The 18577-nt window shown below is 55.8% G+C and carries 19 protein-coding genes; 10 read left to right on the top strand and 9 right to left on the bottom strand.

Annotated features, from left to right (window positions below; all coding sequences use genetic code 11):
• Nucleotides 1–3: 3 nt before the first annotated feature.
• On the bottom strand, nt 4–297 hold the full coding sequence (locus tag NeNHUV3_RS06525) for a hypothetical protein (protein WP_391480479.1): 294 nt from the start codon (nt 295–297) through the stop codon (nt 4–6).
• 483 nt (nt 298–780) lie between these two features.
• On the opposite strand from NeNHUV3_RS06525, the gene pgsA reads away from it, so the two are divergent.
• From pgsA to NeNHUV3_RS06510, 3 genes are read left to right on the top strand one after another with little or no spacing between them, the layout of a single operon-like run.
• Nucleotides 781–1446 carry a CDP-diacylglycerol--glycerol-3-phosphate 3-phosphatidyltransferase gene (pgsA, locus tag NeNHUV3_RS06520; RefSeq protein WP_391480478.1) on the top strand — a complete coding sequence of 222 codons (666 nt, stop codon included), beginning with the start codon at nt 781–783 and terminating at the stop codon, nt 1444–1446.
• Complete coding sequence (moaD, locus tag NeNHUV3_RS06515) at nt 1443–1688, top strand: molybdopterin converting factor subunit 1 (RefSeq protein ID WP_048598817.1); 246 nt, start codon at nt 1443–1445, stop codon at nt 1686–1688. The genes pgsA and moaD overlap by 4 nt, the downstream gene beginning before the upstream one ends.
• Nucleotides 1689–1693: 5 nt before the next feature.
• The gene (locus NeNHUV3_RS06510; RefSeq protein WP_391480476.1) at nt 1694–2128 is read left to right on the top strand and encodes a molybdenum cofactor biosynthesis protein MoaE; all 435 of its coding nucleotides are present in this window, start codon (nt 1694–1696) and stop codon (nt 2126–2128) included.
• A gap of 4 nt (nt 2129–2132) precedes the next feature.
• On the opposite strand, the gene NeNHUV3_RS06505 is transcribed toward NeNHUV3_RS06510, so the two are convergent.
• The 3 genes from NeNHUV3_RS06505 to ubiA form a co-directional block, all read right to left on the bottom strand.
• Nucleotides 2133–2462, bottom strand: a complete 330-nt coding sequence (locus NeNHUV3_RS06505; RefSeq protein WP_048598819.1) for a hypothetical protein — start codon at nt 2460–2462, stop codon at nt 2133–2135.
• Nucleotides 2462–4336: an OmpA family protein gene (locus NeNHUV3_RS06500; RefSeq protein WP_391480474.1), complete on the bottom strand. Its 1875-nt coding sequence runs from the start codon at nt 4334–4336 to the stop codon at nt 2462–2464. The genes NeNHUV3_RS06505 and NeNHUV3_RS06500 overlap by 1 nt, the downstream gene beginning before the upstream one ends.
• Nucleotides 4337–4397: 61 nt before the next feature.
• Nucleotides 4398–5351: a 4-hydroxybenzoate octaprenyltransferase gene (gene ubiA, locus NeNHUV3_RS06495; protein WP_391480473.1), complete on the bottom strand. Its 954-nt coding sequence runs from the start codon at nt 5349–5351 to the stop codon at nt 4398–4400.
• Nucleotides 5352–5363: 12 nt separating this feature from the next.
• Between ubiA and NeNHUV3_RS06490 the strand changes: the two genes are divergently transcribed.
• From NeNHUV3_RS06490 to NeNHUV3_RS06480, 3 genes are all read left to right on the top strand, one after another.
• Nucleotides 5364–6086: a 16S rRNA (uracil(1498)-N(3))-methyltransferase gene (locus NeNHUV3_RS06490; RefSeq protein WP_391480471.1), complete on the top strand. Its 723-nt coding sequence runs from the start codon at nt 5364–5366 to the stop codon at nt 6084–6086.
• Nucleotides 6083–6604 carry a hypothetical protein gene (locus NeNHUV3_RS06485; protein WP_391480469.1) on the top strand — a complete coding sequence of 174 codons (522 nt, stop codon included), beginning with the start codon at nt 6083–6085 and terminating at the stop codon, nt 6602–6604. The genes NeNHUV3_RS06490 and NeNHUV3_RS06485 overlap by 4 nt, the downstream gene beginning before the upstream one ends.
• A 72-nt stretch (nt 6605–6676) precedes the next feature.
• Entirely contained in the window at nt 6677–8047 is a 1371-nt protein-coding gene (locus tag NeNHUV3_RS06480; protein ID WP_391480468.1) for a glutamate--cysteine ligase, read from the top strand.
• On the opposite strand, the gene plsY is transcribed toward NeNHUV3_RS06480, so the two are convergent.
• The 4 genes from plsY to NeNHUV3_RS06460 are packed head-to-tail and all read right to left on the bottom strand — an operon-like array spanning nt 8048 to nt 11407.
• Nucleotides 8048–8638 (bottom strand): glycerol-3-phosphate 1-O-acyltransferase PlsY, encoded by a 591-nt coding sequence (gene plsY, locus NeNHUV3_RS06475; RefSeq protein ID WP_391480466.1) that lies wholly within the window; start codon nt 8636–8638, stop codon nt 8048–8050.
• A complete protein-coding gene (gene pyrC, locus NeNHUV3_RS06470; RefSeq protein ID WP_391480465.1) occupies nt 8635–9900 on the bottom strand; it encodes a dihydroorotase in 1266 nt (421 codons plus the stop codon). The genes plsY and pyrC overlap by 4 nt, the downstream gene beginning before the upstream one ends.
• Nucleotides 9901–9908: 8 nt before the next feature.
• Entirely contained in the window at nt 9909–10460 is a 552-nt protein-coding gene (locus NeNHUV3_RS06465; RefSeq protein WP_391480464.1) for a hypothetical protein, read from the bottom strand.
• Nucleotides 10457–11407 (bottom strand): aspartate carbamoyltransferase catalytic subunit, encoded by a 951-nt coding sequence (locus NeNHUV3_RS06460; RefSeq protein WP_048598827.1) that lies wholly within the window; start codon nt 11405–11407, stop codon nt 10457–10459. The genes NeNHUV3_RS06465 and NeNHUV3_RS06460 overlap by 4 nt, the downstream gene beginning before the upstream one ends.
• A 101-nt stretch (nt 11408–11508) precedes the next feature.
• Between NeNHUV3_RS06460 and NeNHUV3_RS06455 the strand changes: the two genes are divergently transcribed.
• The 4 genes from NeNHUV3_RS06455 (at nt 11509) to NeNHUV3_RS06440 (ending at nt 17778) form a co-directional block, all read left to right on the top strand.
• On the top strand, nt 11509–12276 hold the full coding sequence (locus NeNHUV3_RS06455; protein WP_391480462.1) for a uracil-DNA glycosylase family protein: 768 nt from the start codon (nt 11509–11511) through the stop codon (nt 12274–12276).
• Entirely contained in the window at nt 12273–12824 is a 552-nt protein-coding gene (gene moaB, locus NeNHUV3_RS06450) for a molybdenum cofactor biosynthesis protein B (RefSeq protein WP_391480461.1), read from the top strand. Before NeNHUV3_RS06455 ends, moaB begins: the two co-directional genes overlap by 4 nt.
• Nucleotides 12825–12928: 104 nt before the next feature.
• Nucleotides 12929–14380, top strand: coding sequence for an efflux RND transporter periplasmic adaptor subunit (locus NeNHUV3_RS06445; RefSeq protein ID WP_391480460.1), 1452 nt, complete (start codon nt 12929–12931; stop codon nt 14378–14380).
• Nucleotides 14380–17778: an efflux RND transporter permease subunit gene (locus tag NeNHUV3_RS06440; protein WP_391480458.1), complete on the top strand. Its 3399-nt coding sequence runs from the start codon at nt 14380–14382 to the stop codon at nt 17776–17778. The genes NeNHUV3_RS06445 and NeNHUV3_RS06440 overlap by 1 nt, the downstream gene beginning before the upstream one ends.
• Here the strand turns inward: NeNHUV3_RS06440 and NeNHUV3_RS06435 are convergent.
• Complete coding sequence (locus tag NeNHUV3_RS06435; protein ID WP_391480456.1) at nt 17775–18551, bottom strand: protein-disulfide reductase DsbD domain-containing protein; 777 nt, start codon at nt 18549–18551, stop codon at nt 17775–17777. The two genes, NeNHUV3_RS06440 and NeNHUV3_RS06435, sit on opposite strands and share 4 nt — an antisense overlap.
• Between the last annotated feature and the right edge of the window lie 26 nt (nt 18552–18577).

Raw genomic sequence — 18577 nt, 5'->3', positions numbered from 1 at the left:
GGCTTAGAAGTTAGCGAGTGACTTCAGTGATGCGACGCGCGCTGTGTCGTTGTCTTGCTCTGCATTTTCGATCAAGAACGCGTAGTCCACGCCGCCCTGCGCGTTGTCACCGTTTTCGAGTGATTTCAGCGATGCGACTTGTGCTGTGTCGTTGTCCTGCTCTGCATTTTCGATCAGCGATGCGAAATCAATCGATGTGCCGCGGCTTGAGACACGGGCGCTATCGAGAGTTTGGCCCAAGAAGAAGTTCAGCTGTGCCACGTCTTGGTTTTGGCGGGCGTTAATGATGTTAACCAATGTTGTGTCTGCGTAAACACCGGCGCTGACGCCTGCGGATTTGGCGAGTTGGTCAGCAGCTGCTGCAGTTGCGGAAGCGGCGATTGCGATAGCTGTGAATACAGTTGCGAGTTTCCTAATAATTCCTTTCGGTGCCTTGTCTAAGGCGTTGGTTTGTTTGGGCTATATTGCCCTGTGAGTGTCGAGTGAGGCGTCAGTGCCTGTCTCGGATGAGTTGTATATGAGGGTTGTTTTGGGGTTATGATAGGCCTGTCACGAGCAGGTGATCTGTGCGGAAACGAACATCACGCTACCGTGATCGCCTCTTGTGTGCGCAGACCCTGCGGGCGTTATGCCTATGAAAACGGCGCTCACAAGAAATGTTACACCGCTGCGATATGTTTCAGCGCGATGGATGGGTTTGTAATAATTCAGACGGGAATTGTTTGATATGTCGCAAAAGAACCTGTGGCGGCGCGGAGAATCCTAGGCTAGATCAAAGATATGAAATGGACTTTGCCAAATATCCTGACCGTCTTGCGCCTTTTTGCGGCCTTTGGCGTCGTTATAATGTTCTTGTATTTCAATCGGCCTTGGGCGGATTGGTTTGCGCTGGTTTTGTTTGGCCTTGCCGCGCTGACAGATTTTTTTGATGGCTACCTCGCGCGGCTGTGGAACCAAACGAGCCGCTTTGGTGCGATGCTTGATCCGATTGCCGACAAAGCGATGGTGGTGATTGCGCTTCTCATTATTGTTGGCTTTTCTGGGATGGACCCGTGGCTGCTCTTACCTGCAAGCGTCATCATATTCCGTGAAGTGTTCGTAAGTGGCCTGCGTGAGTTCTTGGGCGATGACGCCAAAACCCTGGCGGTTACCAAGCTCGCGAAATGGAAAACGACCGCGCAGATGCTGGCTATTGCTGTTCTGTTTTCGAAGGGTGCGTTTGAACATTACTTCATTGAACAGACTGTGGGCATGACGTCTGAGATGGTTGACGGTATTTTGGCGGGGAACATTGAAGATGTTGTTGGGCTGCGCTGGAAAGAAATGGGCTGGCACCTGAGCTGGTCCGTAGGTTTGGTCCTTCTTTGGGTTGCGGCGTTGTTGACGTTGATCACAGGCTGGGATTATTTCCGTAAATCGCTACCATTTCTGAGAGATCCACAATGAATGTTGTTTATTTCGCATGGGTTCGTGAACGTATTGGGCTGCCTCACGAGCAGATCACGACGGATGCTGCAACAGTAGCTGAGTTGGTTGATGAGTTGCGCGCACGTGAAGCCCGTTATGAGGCGGCGTTCGCAGATATCAGTGCTCTGCGTGTTGCGGTTGATCAAGAGTTGTCTGATTTTGACGCGTCGCTGAAAGATGTGCGCGAGGTTGCTTTCTTCCCCCCCATGACGGGCGGCTAAGGGCGATGGACATTCGTGTGCAGCAGGAACGTTTTGATGCGGGTGCTGAGCTGAATGGTTTTGATCCGAATGGCGCAGGCGCTGTTGTCACATTCACGGGTTTGGTCCGCGATGTGGCGGGCGGGCTTGAGCAAATGCTGATCGAGCATTATCCGGCGATGACCGAAAGAGCGTTGCGCGAAATTGCAGCTGAGGCGAAGGCGCGCTGGCAATTAAGCAATGTCCTTGTGATCCACCGCTTTGGATTGCTGCAGCCTGATGAGCCGATTATGATGGTGGCCACGGCCAGTCGTCATAGGGATGCAGCCTTTGAAGCTGCTACGTTTTTGATGGATTATCTGAAGTCTCGCGCGCCGTTTTGGAAAAAAGAAACAACGGCCGCTGGTGAGAATTGGGTAGAGAGTACCGTAAAAGACGAAGAGGCGCTGAAACGCTGGTAGGGCGCTACTTGGCTTTGTTGGCGCGTTCGATATAGGCGCGCAATTCTTCAGCCTCGTGCCGTGCATCGCGCAAACCATCCATCGCGGCCCGCAGTTCAGCTTCGGTTTGGGCCATCTGGTTGCTCATTTCGGCTTCGCGCTGCTGCAAATATGCAATTGCTTGGTCGCGGGTTTCTTCGGCTTCATGCAAAGACTGCGCAAGCTTATCCAGCTCGCCTACGTCAGATTGTGACACGCGGGTGAAACGGCTGATCAACCAATGGGCGAACCATCCCAGAATGAATGCAACAAACAGGATGGCTGCAATTGCCACGATAAACTCAGTTCTGTTCATTACTCTTGTCCTGTTTCGTCGGTTGCGGGCTCAGCTTCAGTCGCTTCGGCCTCATCGGTGGTGTTTGCTGAAAGGGTGAATTCAATGCGGCGGTTTGCTTCACGGCCTTCTTCGGTGCCATTATCAGCAATCGGTGTTGCTTCGCCATAGCCAACCGCTGTCAATCTTTCCGGCGGAATGCGGCGGGTCACAAGAGAGGTGCGCACAGCATCGGCGCGGCTTTGCGAGATGCGCGCATTCAACTCTTCACTACCTTGGCTATCGGTGTGCCCTGCAATTTCAACCGAAACATTCACACAGGCCTTTAGCACATCGGCAATTCGATCAATCGTGGTGCGGCCCGCGTCATCAACTGTGCTGGAACCAGGCTCGAACGTAATTTTGGTTTGCGCAAGGATCGTATCAATTTGCGCGACGCATTCTTCGGGGGTGGGGATAGACGCGATCGGGTCCAGTTCTTCTTTATAGTCCACGTCGATCTTGAAAGTGCCTTCGCCATCAAGCTTATCGGCCAGAATGCGGCTGATGATGGACCGGCTGCGCGTATCACCAGTGTTGCCGCGTACTTGGATAACGTCCCCCTGAACAATCACGGCGCCGTTGTTCACCTCTGACAAGGCTTCAACTGCGGTAAGAACGCGCAAGGGCCAGCCATCGGGCAGACCTGCTTCAACCTTGGTTGCGTTGTAAACGCGGTCGGCACCAAACTTTGCAAGCGCGAGGCTTTCCACAGATGATTTCAGGAACTCGCTGCTAACCGCTCCGCGCAGTTGCACTTGGCCTTCAGGCGACAGTGTTGCCAGAAATTCTAGCTGCTCAGCGGCGTCGTTTGCGGTGGGGTCCGGCACGTAGATGGCTTGAAGCGCGAACACTTCGGGCAGCTCGTTTTCTAGATCAGATGCAATTGAGTTGAACTTTTCTTCATCAAAACCGGCAGGGCTTTCGAGCGTGACGTCTGTGTCGGAGATCGTGATGCCGCCGCCGCCCATCTCGGACACTGCCGCGATTGCCGATGCACCAGCACGGCCCCAACGCGGGCTCGGCATGCCAAGGCCCAAGACGCAATCTACATCACCAGTTAGCCCTGCACTACGGGCTGCACCAACCAATTGTCCGCGCACTTGTTCGGTTCCTGCAGCGCAGGCGTCAAATTGCGCGGTGCCTTGCGCGTCAATAATGAAACGCAGGGTATAAGGCGAAATGACGGGGCGCGGTGCGGTTATGCTGAGGTTCAGTTCAAGCCCTGCGGGCAACTCCCCCTCCAGAATTTCCTCAACGCGGGCTTTTTCTTCTTGGCTGTCGGTTGCAGCGATAATCGTGACACGCTCTGCGGTGATCGACACCTTTGAGCGATCAAGGTTCTGCATCGCCGCCAAGCCAAAGCGCGTGGCGTCTTCCCAGCCGTTGGGCACGGGATAGTCAGCAACCTCTAGCAGGTCTGAGACTTCTGCGCCGCGTGCGGTGCGCGCAATGTCACGGACTAAATCATCACGGTCAACTTCAGCGGGGATCAACCCGATCAACGATAGGCCACCGTCATTCTTGAGTAGTTCAATAGAAAAATCTGGCGCGCGGGTCTGATCAACTTGCGCAATCACAAAATTATCAATCAGCCGCGATGCATCCACTGCTGTGCTGGCAACTGAAAGCGCTCTGAAACGTGCGGCCTCATCGGGGGCTTCGCCTGATAAGATCACGCTGAGCCCATCTGTTTCGATACTGGCCCAAGGTACGCTTTCTTCCAAAAACACTTGATCAACCGCAAGCGCAGAGCGGTCTTCCACCAATCGGACCACAGCATTCGAGGCAAGGACTGCCCCTGCAGCACCCAAAGTAAGGGCGCCAATCGTAGAAATCAGGGCGTTCACAGCCATTGTGCGTCATGTTCCGTATTAGAGAATGCCAACCTTTACGATGCCCCGTCAGCAGGCGCAATCAGAGCAAAGCAGCAACGGCAAAAAACAGCACAGGGAGCAAGCCTGCGTTCCGGTTTGAGCGAAACAGCATGATCAAGCGGTCACTGTCATCTGGTATAAAGCGCGTAAGTTGCCAGGCCAGATGCCAGCCAAGCGCCCATGCGCCGCCCAACGCCACAACTACGGCCAAAACGTTACCGGATGGTACGGTGACCATCATGGAGGCTGCGCCAATAATGACGACGGTTAACACCAAAAAGGCACGTAGCCATTTGGGGCTATTGTCTCCGAACAATCGTGCGGTTGACTTCACGCCGATCAACGCGTCGTCTTCGGCGTCTTGGTGGGCATAGATTGTGTCGTAGAACAGCGTCCAAAAAATCCCGCCGACATAAAGTAGAACCGCGGGCCAGCCCAAGCTGCCTGTGTGTGCCGTCCAAGCCAGCAGGGCGCCCCAGTTGAAGGCAAGTCCCAAGAATACCTGCGGCCACCAAGTGAACCGTTTGGCGAAGGGGTAGATCGCCACGGGCAGCAGGGCCGCTATGCCTAATATAATCGCTGCGGTGTTGAAACTGAGCAAAATGGCAAAAGCAACAAGGCACTGGACGACCAGCCAGATCAGCGCGGCCTTCACTGTCACCTGTCCTGACGGAAGTGGCCGTGACCGTGTGCGCGCAACGGAGGCGTCGATATGACGGTCTGTGATGTCATTCCATGTGCAACCTGCGCCGCGCATCAACCACGCACCCGCACTGCATCCCGCCGCAATCCACAGGTCAGCCAGTGACGCGCTACCCGTAGACAATATCGCCAAGGCCAACCCCCACCAGCACGGCAACAGCAACAGCCACGTTCCGATCGGGCGGTCCGCACGGGCCAGCCGCAAAAACGGGCGTGTCGCGCGCGGTGCAAATCTGTCGACCCAATTATCTTTTACGGCATCTGCCACTTGGCCTTGGGGGGTGTCGGTCATAGTGTACGCTCCATGGCGAAAGTTCGTTTATATGTAGATCACCCGTTGGGGCAGGATCAAACGGTTCCTTTGGAACAATCACAAGCGCACTATTTATTTGGTGTGATGCGATTGGCCGTGGGGCAGGTGATTTCTGTTTTTGACGGTGTGAACGGTGAATGGGATGCAGAAATCACGCAAGCCGCCAAGCGTGGTGGCGTTTTGACCTGCGTGGCGCAGACCCAAGAACAAAGCGTGCCGCCTGACCTTTGGCTGATGTTTGCCCCGATCAAAAAGGCGCGCACGGATTTCATCGTCGAAAAAGCAGCCGAGATGGGCGCCGCACAAATTCTGCCCGTTCAAACCCAGTTCACCAACGCAGAGCGGATTCGCCAAGACCGGTTGCAAGCGCATGCTGTTGAAGCGGCCGAGCAATGCGGCGGAACGTATGTGCCCACCGTAGCCCCTTTGCAAAAGTTAAGCGCGGTTCTGGACGCATGGGATCCGGCGCGACAGCTGATCTTTTGTGATGAAACACTGGTAGGGCGCGCAACGGCTGGCCTATCAAGTCTTGCTTCTGCACCCGCTGCTATCTTGATCGGGCCGGAGGGGGGCTTTTCACCCCAAGAACGAACCCGCTTGCTTGGGCTACCTTTCGTGCAGACTTTATCGCTTGGGCCTCGGGTGTTGCGCGCAGATACGGCTGCTGTTGCGGCGCTGACGCTGTGGCAGCAAAGCAAAGGGGATTGGACATGAATTTTATCCGCCCCGAGGTTGTAGCTGTTCTGGTGAAATGGCGTGAAGTGCTCGTGGGCTTAGGTCTTGTGTTGTTTGGGCTTTACGTAGCGGTGACTTCTTTCGGTTTAACGCCTTGGGCGGGCGGCCTTCTGATGATTGTTGGTGCTGCGGTGGCTGTGCAGGGCGTGCAGCGTGCGCGTTTTCCGTTTGGGCGTGGTGGCGCAGGCGTTGTCGAGGTCACCGAAAGGCAGATCGCATATTTTGGACCCGATGGGGGCGGCGTCGTTTCTATCAATGAGTTGATCCGCGTTATGATCCACAAGCACCGCGGCGTTTTGTATTGGCAATTCGATGCGCGCGCCGCGCCGTCATTGACCGTGCCCAACAGTGCCGCGAAAGCAGAGACTTTATATGATGCGCTTGCGTCCCTCGACGGGGTTGATCTTGATGCGGCGCGCCGCGCTATAGCCGAGGATGTGCCGATGGTTTTGATCTGGCAGTCCAAAGATGCTCGTGCGCACACGGCTGTGCAGTAACGCCCATTGACAAGCGCGTCTGGCGAGGCCACGCACACTATACATTGATCCACTCCAGCGGAGACTTCGCGTATGTCTATTCCACAAAGCGGCGGCGGCCCAATCGAACACCACGATGATCTTGCGGCGCTTTTGGAGAAAGGCTGCAAGCCGAAGGATGCTTGGCGCATTGGGACCGAGCACGAGAAATTTGGATATTGCCAGGACAGCCATCTGCCTTTGCCCTATGAGGGTGAGCGGTCGATCAAGGTAGTCCTAGAAGGGCTTCAAGGACGCTTTGGGTGGTCTCCGGTTGTTGAGGCGGGCAACATCATTGGCCTTGAAAAAGACGGTGCAAACGTCAGCCTTGAACCGGGTGGCCAGCTTGAGTTGTCTGGTGCGCCGCTGGAAAATATTCACCAAACTTGTGATGAAGTGAACACGCACCTCGCGGAAGTGCGCGCGATTGCAGATGAAATTGGCGTAAAATTTATTGGCCTCGGTGCAGCCCCTGAATGGAGCGGCGCGCAAATGCCCGTCATGCCCAAAGGCCGCTATAAGCTGATGACGGATTACATGGACCGCGTTGGGACGCACGGCAAACAAATGATGTACCGGACCTGCACTGTTCAGGTAAACCTCGACTTTGGTTCAGAGGCGGACATGGTGCAAAAGCTGCGCGTCGCCTTGGCCCTTCAACCTGTTGCCACGGCTCTTTTCGCAAATTCACCGTTCTTTGAGGGTAAGCCAAACGGTCATAAATCTTGGCGAAGCCGTATTTGGCGCAATCTGGATGATGCGCGCACAGGCACGCTTCCGTTTGTGTTTGAGCAAGGGTTCGGGTTTGAGGCTTGGGTGCAATATGCGCTCGATGTGCCGATGTATTTTGTCTACCGCGACGGAAAGTACGTGGACGCCTTGGGAATGTCGTTCCGTGATTTTCTTAAGGGGCAGCTGCCTGCGCTCCCTGGTGAAAAGCCGACGCTGTCTGACTGGGCCGACCACCTCACAACAATTTTCCCAGAGGCGCGGATCAAGCAGTTCTTGGAAATGCGCGGAGCGGATGGTGGCCCATGGCGCAGACTTTGCGCGCTTCCTGCGTTTTGGGTTGGTATTTGTTACGATCAAAACGCGCTGGATGCGGCGTGGGATCTTTGCAAAGGTTGGAGCGCTGAACAACGTGAAGCGCTTCGGGTCGCCGCATCGGTAGACGGGTTGCAGGCTAAGGTTGACGGTATCGTTATGGCTGATCTGGCGCGTGAGCTGGTTGCCATTGCCGAAGCTGGCCTGAAGGCGCGCGGCAAAGCGGGCGCAGGTGGCATGGTCCCTGACGAGACGCATTTCCTGAACGCACTGCATGAGACGCTGGAAACAGGCATGACGCCAGCGGATGAATTGCTTGCGCACTATAACGGTGACTGGGGTGGTGATCTGTCTCGCATCTACGGCGAATACAGCTACTGATTACTTGCTACCGATTTTACCTTCGGTGCCTTTCAACAGGCGTTGAATGTTTTCGGTGTGCCGCCAAACGATAAGTAGAGCCAAGATGATCAGGAAGGGCACCATGAGTGTCCCACCAAGTGCTGCCGCATAGACCGGCGCAAGCACGCTGGCGATCAGTGCAGACAGAGACGAATATCTGCTGAGTGCGGCAACGACGAGCCAAGTAGCGCCAGCGGCCACTCCAACAGGCCAGCAAGCGGCGAAAATTAGGCCAAAGAAAGTGGCGACGCCTTTACCGCCTTTGAAGCCCAGCCATACTGGATAGCAATGACCGACAAATGCGGCCAGCCCCGCCACCAGCCCTGCGAGTTCTCCGAAAAGAGCACCGGCAAGTAAGACAGCAATGCCCGCTTTGCCTGCATCAAGGATCAGGGTCAGAAAGGCAGCAAGTTTGTTTCCGGTGCGCAAAACATTCGTCGCACCAATGTTGCCGGACCCGATTGCCCGTAAATCACCCAGCCCGAACACTTTGGCCATCACAATGCCAAACGGAATTGCGCCAAAGAGATAGCCTGCAAGTGCGGCAAAAATGAGGGTGATAATTGTCATAGGGTGCCGTGGACCAGCTCACCGTCAACAAGTGTTGCGATGATCCGACCTTCCATGCGTTGTCCGTCGAACGGCGTGTTCTTGGATTTCGATTTCAGTTTGAAGCGATCCATAATAAACGGTGCGCTGGGATCAAACACCACCAGATCGGCAGGGGCACCAACCTCAAGGCGGCCTTGCGCAAGGCTTAACCGGTTTGCGGGGTTTAGCGATAGGGCAGCCCAGAGCGTCGGTAGATCGATCATCCCAGAATTAACGACTCTAAGCGCTGCAGGAAACAGGGTCTCAAGAGCAACTGCACCGCTTGCGGCTTCCTCAAATGGCAGGCGCTTGCTTTCCTCATCTTGGGGGGTGTGCATGGAATGGATGATGTCGATAGTTCCATCCGCAAGCGCCTCAATCATCGCAATGCGGTCATCTTCGCAACGCAGAGGAGGCTTGATCTTAAAGAACGTGCGGTAGTTGGCCACGTCCAGTTCGTTCAGCGTTAAGTGATGGATGCTGACACCTGCCGTCACATCCAGACCATTCGCCTTGGCGCGTTTTAGCGGTGGGATCGCACGGGCTGTGGTAATCTGATCGGCGTGGTATTTCGCACCGGTCATTTCGACCAGCGCGATATCACGATCAAGGCCCATACGCTCGGCCATAGGTGACACGGCTGGCAGCCCCCGCAACGAGGCGAATTTGCCGCTTGTCGCACAGGCGCTTTTGCTGAGGGTTGGCTCTTGCACGTGGCCTATTACTAGTGCCCCAAGTGATCGCGCGTAGGTCAATGCGCGTTGATAGACTTTGGTGTTGGTGATGACGTGATCACAATCTGTGAACGCTACTGCACCTGCGTCTTGCAGAAAACCGATCTCAACCATTTCGCTGCCCGCGCGTCCCTTTGTTAGGGCTGCCATCGGGTGCACTTTGACAGGGCTGTCTTTTTCTGCGCGCTTTGCGATGAACTCTAACACTTCGGGTGTATCAATGGCGGGGTCTGTGTCTGGGCGCGTTACAATTGTGGTGACCCCACCTGCGGCTGCCGCAGCCCCCGCAGAAGCATAACTCTCTTTGTGGCGCTCTCCTGGCTCACAAATTTTCACGCCAATATCTACGATACCTGGTGCAAGGCACGCCCCGTTCAGATCGACAATAGTCCCAACCTGTGGCCCATCGATCGCTGTGATCTGTCCGTTGGCTACCGTGAGACTGCCGAGAGCATCGGTGCGCGTTGTGGGGTTGATCAGGCGGGCGTTGATATAGGTCGTGGTCATTTCGTCTTTTATCCTGCGATCCAGATCATAAGGCCAACAAGGGCGAACATCGTCAGTAACGCATAGGTGGCGATCATGCCGCTCATCGCCGCGTCACTTTTCTTCTTTTTCGGCTTACCCTCGAGGCTGGTGTCCTCCACCTCTGGCGGGGTGACGGCCGCATCGCTTTCTAAGGTGATGGTGGGCGTTTGCGCGCCTGCTTCTTTGAAGGCACCAATTGGTCGCAGCGGGTGTTTGTGGGCGAGTGATGTCATCTGCCCTGCGAATGCCTTGGACAGCACCACGACGACATAGCCGTCTACATCCACAATCCGTTCCGCGTAGGGGTCGATATCACGCGATGCGATGCCAAGGCCGGTTTCCATGTAGCCGCGCAGGCCGATGTCTTCGAGGTCATTGACGCTAAAGATTTCGACAAAGTCTGTATCTAGTTCAGGTGCGTTAAGGGCCTGCTGCACGTCATATGCCGTTAGGGCTTTCGCTTCAGGCGCAGGGAGAGCGACCTCATAAAGCCGCACGATGCCGGCTTCGTCGGCGTCAACGTGTTTTAGCCAGCTCATGTTGCAACCCCTTGGGCTGTTTCGCGGCTGGCTTGGACAAGTAATTCCATCGCGGCCATCCGCACAGCGACGCCCATTTCGACTTGCTCCTGGATGACCGAACGGTTGATGTCATCGGCAAGTTCACCGTCGATCTCAACACCTCGGTTCATTGGGCCCGGGTGCATGACAATTGCGTCGCTTGCCGCGTTGTCTAGTTTTGCCTGATCCAGACCATAGCGGTGATAATACTCACGTTCCGACGGGATAAAACCACCGTCCATCCGCTCGCGCTGAAGGCGCAGCATCATCACAACATCAACGTCTTTAAGGCCTTCTTCCATGTTGTCGAACACCTCGACGCCGAAGTGGTCAATCTCTGCGGGCATCAACGTGGGCGGTGCAATCAGGCGAATGCGGTTTTCCATCTTGCCCAACAACATAATGTTTGAGCGCGCAACGCGGCTGTGAGCGATATCGCCACAAATCGCGATGTTGAGACGATGAAGCCGCCCCTTGCGCCGCCGAATGGTCAAGGCATCCAAAAGCGCCTGCGTGGGGTGTTCATGGCGTCCATCGCCCGCGTTTAGAACTGCGCAATTTACTTTTTGCGACAACAGATCAACCGCGCCCGAATGAGGGTGGCGCACCACTAGCAAATCGGGATGCATTGCGTTCAGGGTCATCGCCGTATCAATCAGGGTTTCACCCTTTTTGATCGAGCTGGCCTGCATCGCCATGTTCATCACATCCGCGCCGAGACGTTTGCCTGCCAACTCAAAGCTGGCTTGTGTCCGTGTCGAATTCTCAAAGAACATGTTGATCTGCGTCAGACCCGCCAACACATCGGAATGCTTGTGAGGCTGGCGGTTCAGCGCAACATATTGGTCCGCCAGATCAAGAAGGGTCGTAATCTCATCAGGGGCGAGTTGTTCGATTCCAAGCAGATGTTTGGCGCGCCATCCCATGTCTTAAGTCCCCTCAACATGATGTTCAGAGCCTTATATGAGCCCATCCAAAGCGCGGCAAGGTGTTTACCATCTCAGGGGCTGCGCATAAGTTTAGCCGCATGGAATCATTGGATTGGCACAGCGGCCTTGCCGCGCTGGAGTGGCAGGTGGAGTTGGGTGCTGATGAATGCATCAGCGACGCGCCGATCAACCGCTATGACGTGCCTGCCGAAGCGCCCAAAGTAGCTGCGAAAGTGGTTGAGCCCGCAGCACCTGTCATTACCCCGAAATTAGACGTCGCCGCCGAGGCGCAAAAAGCCGCACAGGCCGCGTCTAATCTGGATGAGTTGAAAGCCGCAATGGCGGGCTTTGAGCATTGTGATTTGAAAAAAGGCGCGCAGAATTTGGTGTTCAGTGACGGCATTGTGGGCGCACCGTTGATGGTTGTGGGCGAAGCACCGGGCCGCGAAGAGGACATTGCAGGCAAGCCTTTCATTGGTGCTGCTGGTGCCATGCTTGACCGGATGTTGGGCGCGATTGACGTTTCGCGCACAAAAGACGTCTACATCACAAACGTTATCCCGTGGCGGCCTCCGTCTAACCGTGATCCAAAGTCACTTGAGATTGCGATGATGCAGCCCTTCCTTATGCGTCATATCGCGCTGGCGGCTCCAAAAGCTTTGATCGCGATGGGCAACATCAGTTGTCAGGCCCTGCTTGATCGCAAAGGCGTGACCCGTCTGCGCGGCACATGGGCCGAGGCAGCAGGATTGCCGGTGATGCCGATGTTCCATCCAGCATATTTGCTTCGCAATCCCGCCGTAAAGCGCGAGGCGTGGGCTGACCTGCTTGATGTGCGCGCACGCCTGAAGGGAAATGGCCCATGAGTTCAGCCAGCCGAATTGATGAAACGCGCGAATTCATAGCGGTGCGCATTGCCGTGCTCACGGTCAGTGATACGCGCACGTCTGACGATGACCGCTCCGGCGATACGCTTGTCGCGCGTCTTGAAGCGGCAGGTCACCAATTGGCCGCACGTAGCATCGTGAAAGATGATCGGACGGAGATCGCGAATATCCTGCGCGCTTGGTGTGATGATGAGGCCGTTGACGTGATAATATCAACGGGGGGCACGGGCTTGACTGGGCGGGATGTCACCGTTGAGGCACACAGGGACGTCTATGAAAAAGAGATCGATGCGTTCGGCACAGTTTTCACCCACGTGAGCATCGCAAAGATCGGCACCAGCGCGGTGCAATCCCGGGCGACCGGCGGCGTTGCGAACGGGACGTATTTGTTCGCACTTCCGGGCAGCACCGGCGCGTGCAAAGACGCGTGGGACGAGATTTTGGTCAAACAACTCGATTACCGCCACCGGCCGTGTAATTTTGTAGAAATCATGCCGCGCCTTGATGAACACAAACGCCGGAAGTGAAGTTTTTGTGCAGATGACCGACGGAAACGCGGCTCTGGTTCGTTAAAGATTTGGTAAAGCGCCAAAAGGGCCTAAGTCAACTCGTAGACAATTAGGATAATGCGATGCGATTCTTGATGCGTAGCCTCATGGGCGTGGTGATGTTGGCGTTGACGGCGGGCTTGATAAGCTTTGCTGGCTACTCGGTGGTGAGCGCTGTGCGCGAAAAAGCGGCACAAACACCGTTTGCCAGACCAGCACGCGAGCGGACATTTACAGTAAATGTTGTTCCCTTTGAGCCGACTACAGTTGTGCCAGAAATGACTGTGTTTGGTCAGATCGAAAGCCGCCGCACCCTTGATTTGCGCGCCGCCGTCGCAGGTCCCGTTATTGAAGTTTCACCTAACTTTACGGAAGGCGGTCGTGTTTCTGAGGGTGAGTTGTTGGTACGCATCGACCCGTTTGAAGCGCAAACTGCGTTGGCGCGTGTTAAAGCGGACGTGTCTGATGCGCTTGCCGAACAACGCGAGGCAACAGCGGCTTTGGTCTTGGCAAAAGATGATCTGGCTGGCCTGACTGCACAGCGCGATTTGCGCAGCCGCGCGCTGGTACGGCAGCAGGACCTAAAGGATCGTGGTGTCGGCACAGATGCTGCTGTTGAGGCCGCTGAATTAGCTGTAGCTGCGGCTGATCAAGCTATTTTGACCCGCAGACAAGCAGTGCAGCAGGCGCAGGCACGTGTGGACCGTGCCGATGCGCAAATTGAGCGACTGGATATTTCGCGCATGGAGGCAGAGCGTCGTCTGGCAGACACGCAGATCCGCGCAAAATTTGATGGCACCTTGGCGGACGTGGCTGTGGTGGAAGGTACGCGTGCCGCACAGGGGGCAGCGCTTGCGCAGCTTGTTGATCCTGCACAACTGGAGGTGGCCTTTCGGCTGTCCACGACCCAATATGCACGGCTTTTGGATGATGCTGGCGCTTTGACACAAGCGCCGGTCACCGTCACGCTTGATGTTTTGGGCACTGATATGAAAAGCAGCGGCGTGATTGCCCGCGAAGGTGCAAGCGTTGGTGAGGGGCAAACGGGCCGATTGGTATTTGCCCGCCTCAATGACCCAAGGGGGATGCGCCCGGGTGATTTCGTCAGCGTTAGTATCGCAGAGCCCGCGTTGAACTGGGTTGTCAGCCTGCCCGCTGCGGCGGTGAATGCCAATGGTGAGTTGCTTGTGCTGGGTGAGGATGAGCGCTTGGAAGTAGTGCAGGCTCAGGTGCTTCGCCGTCAGGGCGATTTCGTATTGGTCCGCGCACGTAATATGGAAGGCCGCGAGGTCGTTACTGCGCGCTCTCCGGTTCTGGGTGCGGGTATCAAAGTCCGCCCGCTGCGCGCCGATGCGGTTGTGGAAGAGCCGCAAACTGTTGCGCTGACGCCGGAACGGCGCGCCAAGCTTATTGCATTTATCAATGCCAATACACGCATGCCCAAGGCCGCAAAAGACAGAGTTTTGGCCCAACTCAATCAGGACGTGGTTCCTGCCCGCGTGGTTGAGCGTATTGAAGCACGGATGGGCAGCTGATGCGCGATATTGGTGCATCCACAGGCGGGATCCTGTCTTATTTTACGCGGCATAAAACAGCGGCTAATTTGTTGTTGGTCGTTATGCTTGTGTTGGGGGCGGCATCGCTGCCCAAAATGCGTGCGCAGTTTTTCCCTGATGTTGTTGTCGACAACGTTACGGTTTCGGTCGGCTGGCAAGGTGCCGGCGCCGAAGACGTCGATGCGGCAATCGTGCAGGTGGTTGAGCCTGCGTTGTTGGGCGTTGAGGGGGTGCAAAGTTCACGCGCGATCTCTCGCGAAGGTAGTGCGTCCGTCACATTGGATTTTGAGCCCGGCTGGGACATGTCGCGTGCAGCGGATGATGTGCAGGGTGTTGTTGATGCGATTAGCACGTTGCCCGAAGACGCTGATGATCCGCGTGTGCGGCGCGGTACGTGGCGCGACCGCGTTACGGATGTTGTAATCACTGGACCAATTGGTGTTGAGCAGCTTGGGCTGTTGGCTGATGAATTCGTGAACCGCCTTTTTGCTAAAGGGGTGACGCGCGCCACCATTCGCGGTGTTGCGGCTCCCAACACGGTTGTTGAGGTGAACCAAACGGATTTGATCCGTTTCGACGTGACCATGGCCGACATCGCCCAAGCCATTGATGCTGAGGTCACGGCTGACCCTGCAGGTGATGTGGGCGCTACGGCGCGTGTGCGAACGGGTGTCGCTAAACGTGATGCGCGCGCGATTGCGGCGATTGTTTTGCGTTCCGACGTGGGGGGCACTGCACTAACGATCGGTGATGTAGCGCAGGTTCGTGTTGAGGGCATTGACCGCGAGCGTGCCTACTTCGTGAGCGATGCACCTGCGCTTTCCATTCGTGTGGATCGCTCGGATCAAGGGGATGCGATTAACATCCAAGAACAGGTCCAAAGCGTGGCCGATGAGATGTCGCTCAATCTACCTGCGGGGGTTAGCGTTGAGTTGATCCGCACCCGCGCCGAGGCCATCAGTGGCCGCCTTAATATCCTGATTGAAAATGGCCTGACGGGCTTGGGCCTTGTGGTGTTGTTGCTATTTTTGTTCCTGAACGCCCGTACTGCGTTTTGGGTTGCTGCCGGCATTCCAGTGGCCATGCTTTCGGCGATTGCCATCATGTATGCGGCTGGTTTGACGATTAATATGATCAGCCTTTTCGCGCTTATCATTACGCTTGGGATCGTCGTTGATGATGCGATCGTTGTGGGTGAGCACGCTGATTTCAGAGCGCGACGACTTGGTGAAACCCCGATCGTTGCGGCCGAAAATGCAGCGCGCCGGATGGCGTCTCCTGTGTTCAGCGCCACTGTGACGACTGTCATCGCATTCTTTGGCCTTGTGGCGATTGGCGGCCGATTTGGTGATTTGATCAGCGATATTCCCTTTACAGTGATTGCTGTTTTGATCGCTTCTTTGGTTGAGTGCTTCTTGATTTTGCCGCACCACATGGCGAGCGCGTTGGCGCATGGGGACAAATTGCGTTGGTACGATTTGCCAAGCCGGACTGTGAACCGTGGGTTTGATTGGTTACGCGAGACCCTGTTCCGCCCGTTCATTGCGGGTGTGATCAAAGCACGTTACCCAGTTTTTGCAGGCGCACTTGTGATGCTGGCGTTGTCCTCTGTATTGTTCATCAAGGGCGATGTGCAGTGGCGTTTCTTCAACGCGCCTGAACGTGGATCGGTCACGGGTAATTTCGCGATGGTGGATAGCGCTGTGCGGGCCGATACGCTGGCGCAAATGCGGTTGATGCAACAGGCGATTGATGAGTTGGGTGCCGAAGTTGAAGCCCGTATCGGGGCAAACCCTGTTGATTACGTTTTGGGCGAAATTGGCGGAAATGCCGGGCGGGCCATTTCGGGTTCTGAGACAAAAGAGAAAGATCAATTAGGTGGCGTGAGTATTGAGCTTATCGATGCCGATCTGCGGGTTGGCTATTCAAGCCGCGATTTTGTGTCTGATTTGCAGGACCGCGTTGCGCGCCACCCACAGCTTGAGGCGATTAGTTTTCGCAGTTGGGGCAGCGGCCCGGGTGGTGGCGATGCGATTGACGTTCAGTTTTATGGCGCTGATGCGCAGACACTGAAAGACGCAAGCGACGCCCTCAAAGAACAGCTTGTTCAGTTCCCTGAAGTAAGCGCTGTGGAAGATGATCTGCCCTACGACAAAGAAGAGCTGATCCTTGAGTTGACGGCAAAAGGGCAGGCTTTGGGCTTTACCATCGACGGGCTTGGCCGTGATCTGCGCGCTCGTCTAAACGGCATTGAGGCGGCTACCTATCCGGTTGGTGCGCGCAGTGCGACGATCCGTGTGGAGTTGCCCGAAGCAGCTTTGACCCAAGACTTTCTGAGCCAGATGTTGGTTCGCTCGGCTAAGGGGCAATACGTACCGCTTGCTGATATCGTTGAGGTCGAACGACGCACAGGTTTCCGCACCGTAAACCGTGAAAACGGTGTGGCATTGGTGTCGGTTACCGGTGAGCTGAACCAAGATGATGCTGCCCGCGCCAATGAAATTCTTGATACTATTCGCGAAGTAATCCTTCCCAAAATTGAAGCGGACCTGCGCGTGTCTTACGAGTTTTCCGGTGCCTCTGAGGACGAAGACACGTTTTTGAACGATGCGCGCCTAGGGTTGATGCTGTCACTGCTTGGCATCTTTTTGGCTCTGGCGTGGGTCTTTGGCAGCTGGACGCGGCCCGTTGTTGTTATGGCCATCATTCCGTTTGGCTTGATCGGAACAATCTATGGCCATTGGCAGTGGGGGGTTCCGTTGTCGATGTTCACAGTTGTTGGGTTGATCGGGATGATCGGGATTGTGATCAACGATTCAATCGTTCTTGTCACAACCATCGATGACTATGCCAAAGATCGCGGCCTTGGACCCGCCATCATTGACGGGGTGTGCGACCGCTTACGGCCCGTATTGTTGACCACGTTGACAACCGTGTTGGGCCTGATGCCGCTGCTTTACGAAACTTCAAGCCAAGCACAGTTCTTGAAGCCAACCGTGATCACACTCGTCTACGGTCTAGGCGTTGGGATGGCACTTGTTCTGTTGATCGTGCCGTCATTAATCGCGATGCAAATGGACGTGCGCCGTTTGTCAGAAGCAGCAAGACGCGCCGTCAGTGCGCGGGGGCGTTTTGGGGCGCGTGCGCGCGGTGTTGTGCTACCAGTTTTGACGCTTGGTCTGATGGTTGCGTTGGGCTTTGCGGCAACACTTGGTTCGGTCATGGCGACTGGAAATTTAGCGTGGGGTAGTGCGGCAAGCGCATTGGCCGCGCTCGGTTGGTTTGCGGGAATCGTTTTGGGTGCTGGTGTGCTGGTATTTGTGGCAACGGCGATCATGTTCACTATGCGCCCAAGCAAAAAGATCAGCGGCGCTTAACCGCCCGTGCAGCCTTTGATTTCCACAGCCTGACCACCGGCTAAAACAGTCATAATGACGCCGCTTCGGTCTATGCTGAAGGGTTTGCCGTTCGCCTCAAGCAGCGTTGCAGTCGCCGAAATTGTGCTGCCAGTCCGAATAGTTTCGGCCTCCGATACCCACACATTTGGGTTGGCCACCTCAAGCACACTTATTTCGCCGGGGCCTTGTTTGGGCAATGTAACAGATGCCGTCAAAACAACGCCGTCGTCTGCGGGCGTGATGGTACAGACGGGCCGTTTGGCGCCCGCCTCACGCGCGCTTAGGGGTTGCTCAACAAGTGCGGCGGCGATCTGCCCATCAAGCGCGCCAACCTCTGGTAGCCGCCCATCAAACCGCAGTGTTGTGGGGATACAGATGTCTTTGCACACACCGATTTCTGCCTTGCCCTTGATCCGCATGCTGCCATCGTTTTTCGGACTTACAGTAATCGGGATAACCACTTGATCAGTGTAGCCCAAAGTGCGCATCCCGTTTTGAACATGCACATCAGGGACGGGCCAGTGAAATTTCACAGTATCAACGTTGCGCGTGCCGGCCCAATGAAACGCAGGCGGTACACCTGCGTCGCCCGGACTGCGCCAATATGTGTGCCATCCATCCGCCAGGGTGATCCGCAGCGCCGCCATATGCGTGCCGTCAGCCTCACGCCACCCTCCGAGCACGTCAATAGAGGCCGCATCGCTTGCAGCATCTGAGGCCATCGCGGCTGTGCACCCAAAAAGGGTAGCCACGAATGTGGCTGCGTATTTTGTTAGGG

It is taken from the genome of Nereida sp. NH-UV-3, assembly GCF_042939535.1.
Classification (GTDB): Bacteria; Pseudomonadota; Alphaproteobacteria; order Rhodobacterales; family Rhodobacteraceae; genus Nereida; species Nereida ignava.
This window is presented reverse-complemented; position numbering and strand designations above follow the sequence as displayed.

Coding starts and splice junctions, on each gene's coding strand:
- NeNHUV3_RS06455 (WP_391480462.1), top strand. CDS start 11,509: ATGGAATCATTGGATTGGCACAGCGGCCTTGCCGCGCTGGAGTGGCAG.
- moaB (WP_391480461.1), top strand. CDS start 12,273: ATGAGTTCAGCCAGCCGAATTGATGAAACGCGCGAATTCATAGCGGTG.
- plsY (WP_391480466.1), bottom strand. CDS start 8,638: ATGACAATTATCACCCTCATTTTTGCCGCACTTGCAGGCTATCTCTTT.
- moaD (WP_048598817.1), top strand. CDS start 1,443: ATGAATGTTGTTTATTTCGCATGGGTTCGTGAACGTATTGGGCTGCCT.
- NeNHUV3_RS06500 (WP_391480474.1), bottom strand. CDS start 4,336: ATGGCTGTGAACGCCCTGATTTCTACGATTGGCGCCCTTACTTTGGGT.
- NeNHUV3_RS06465 (WP_391480464.1), bottom strand. CDS start 10,460: ATGAGCTGGCTAAAACACGTTGACGCCGACGAAGCCGGCATCGTGCGG.
- ubiA (WP_391480473.1), bottom strand. CDS start 5,351: ATGACCGACACCCCCCAAGGCCAAGTGGCAGATGCCGTAAAAGATAAT.
- NeNHUV3_RS06460 (WP_048598827.1), bottom strand. CDS start 11,407: ATGGGATGGCGCGCCAAACATCTGCTTGGAATCGAACAACTCGCCCCT.
- NeNHUV3_RS06490 (WP_391480471.1), top strand. CDS start 5,364: ATGGCGAAAGTTCGTTTATATGTAGATCACCCGTTGGGGCAGGATCAA.
- NeNHUV3_RS06510 (WP_391480476.1), top strand. CDS start 1,694: ATGGACATTCGTGTGCAGCAGGAACGTTTTGATGCGGGTGCTGAGCTG.
- pgsA (WP_391480478.1), top strand. CDS start 781: ATGAAATGGACTTTGCCAAATATCCTGACCGTCTTGCGCCTTTTTGCG.
- pyrC (WP_391480465.1), bottom strand. CDS start 9,900: ATGACCACGACCTATATCAACGCCCGCCTGATCAACCCCACAACGCGC.
- NeNHUV3_RS06485 (WP_391480469.1), top strand. CDS start 6,083: ATGAATTTTATCCGCCCCGAGGTTGTAGCTGTTCTGGTGAAATGGCGT.
- NeNHUV3_RS06480 (WP_391480468.1), top strand. CDS start 6,677: ATGTCTATTCCACAAAGCGGCGGCGGCCCAATCGAACACCACGATGAT.
- NeNHUV3_RS06505 (WP_048598819.1), bottom strand. CDS start 2,462: ATGAACAGAACTGAGTTTATCGTGGCAATTGCAGCCATCCTGTTTGTT.
- NeNHUV3_RS06440 (WP_391480458.1), top strand. CDS start 14,380: ATGCGCGATATTGGTGCATCCACAGGCGGGATCCTGTCTTATTTTACG.
- NeNHUV3_RS06445 (WP_391480460.1), top strand. CDS start 12,929: ATGCGATTCTTGATGCGTAGCCTCATGGGCGTGGTGATGTTGGCGTTG.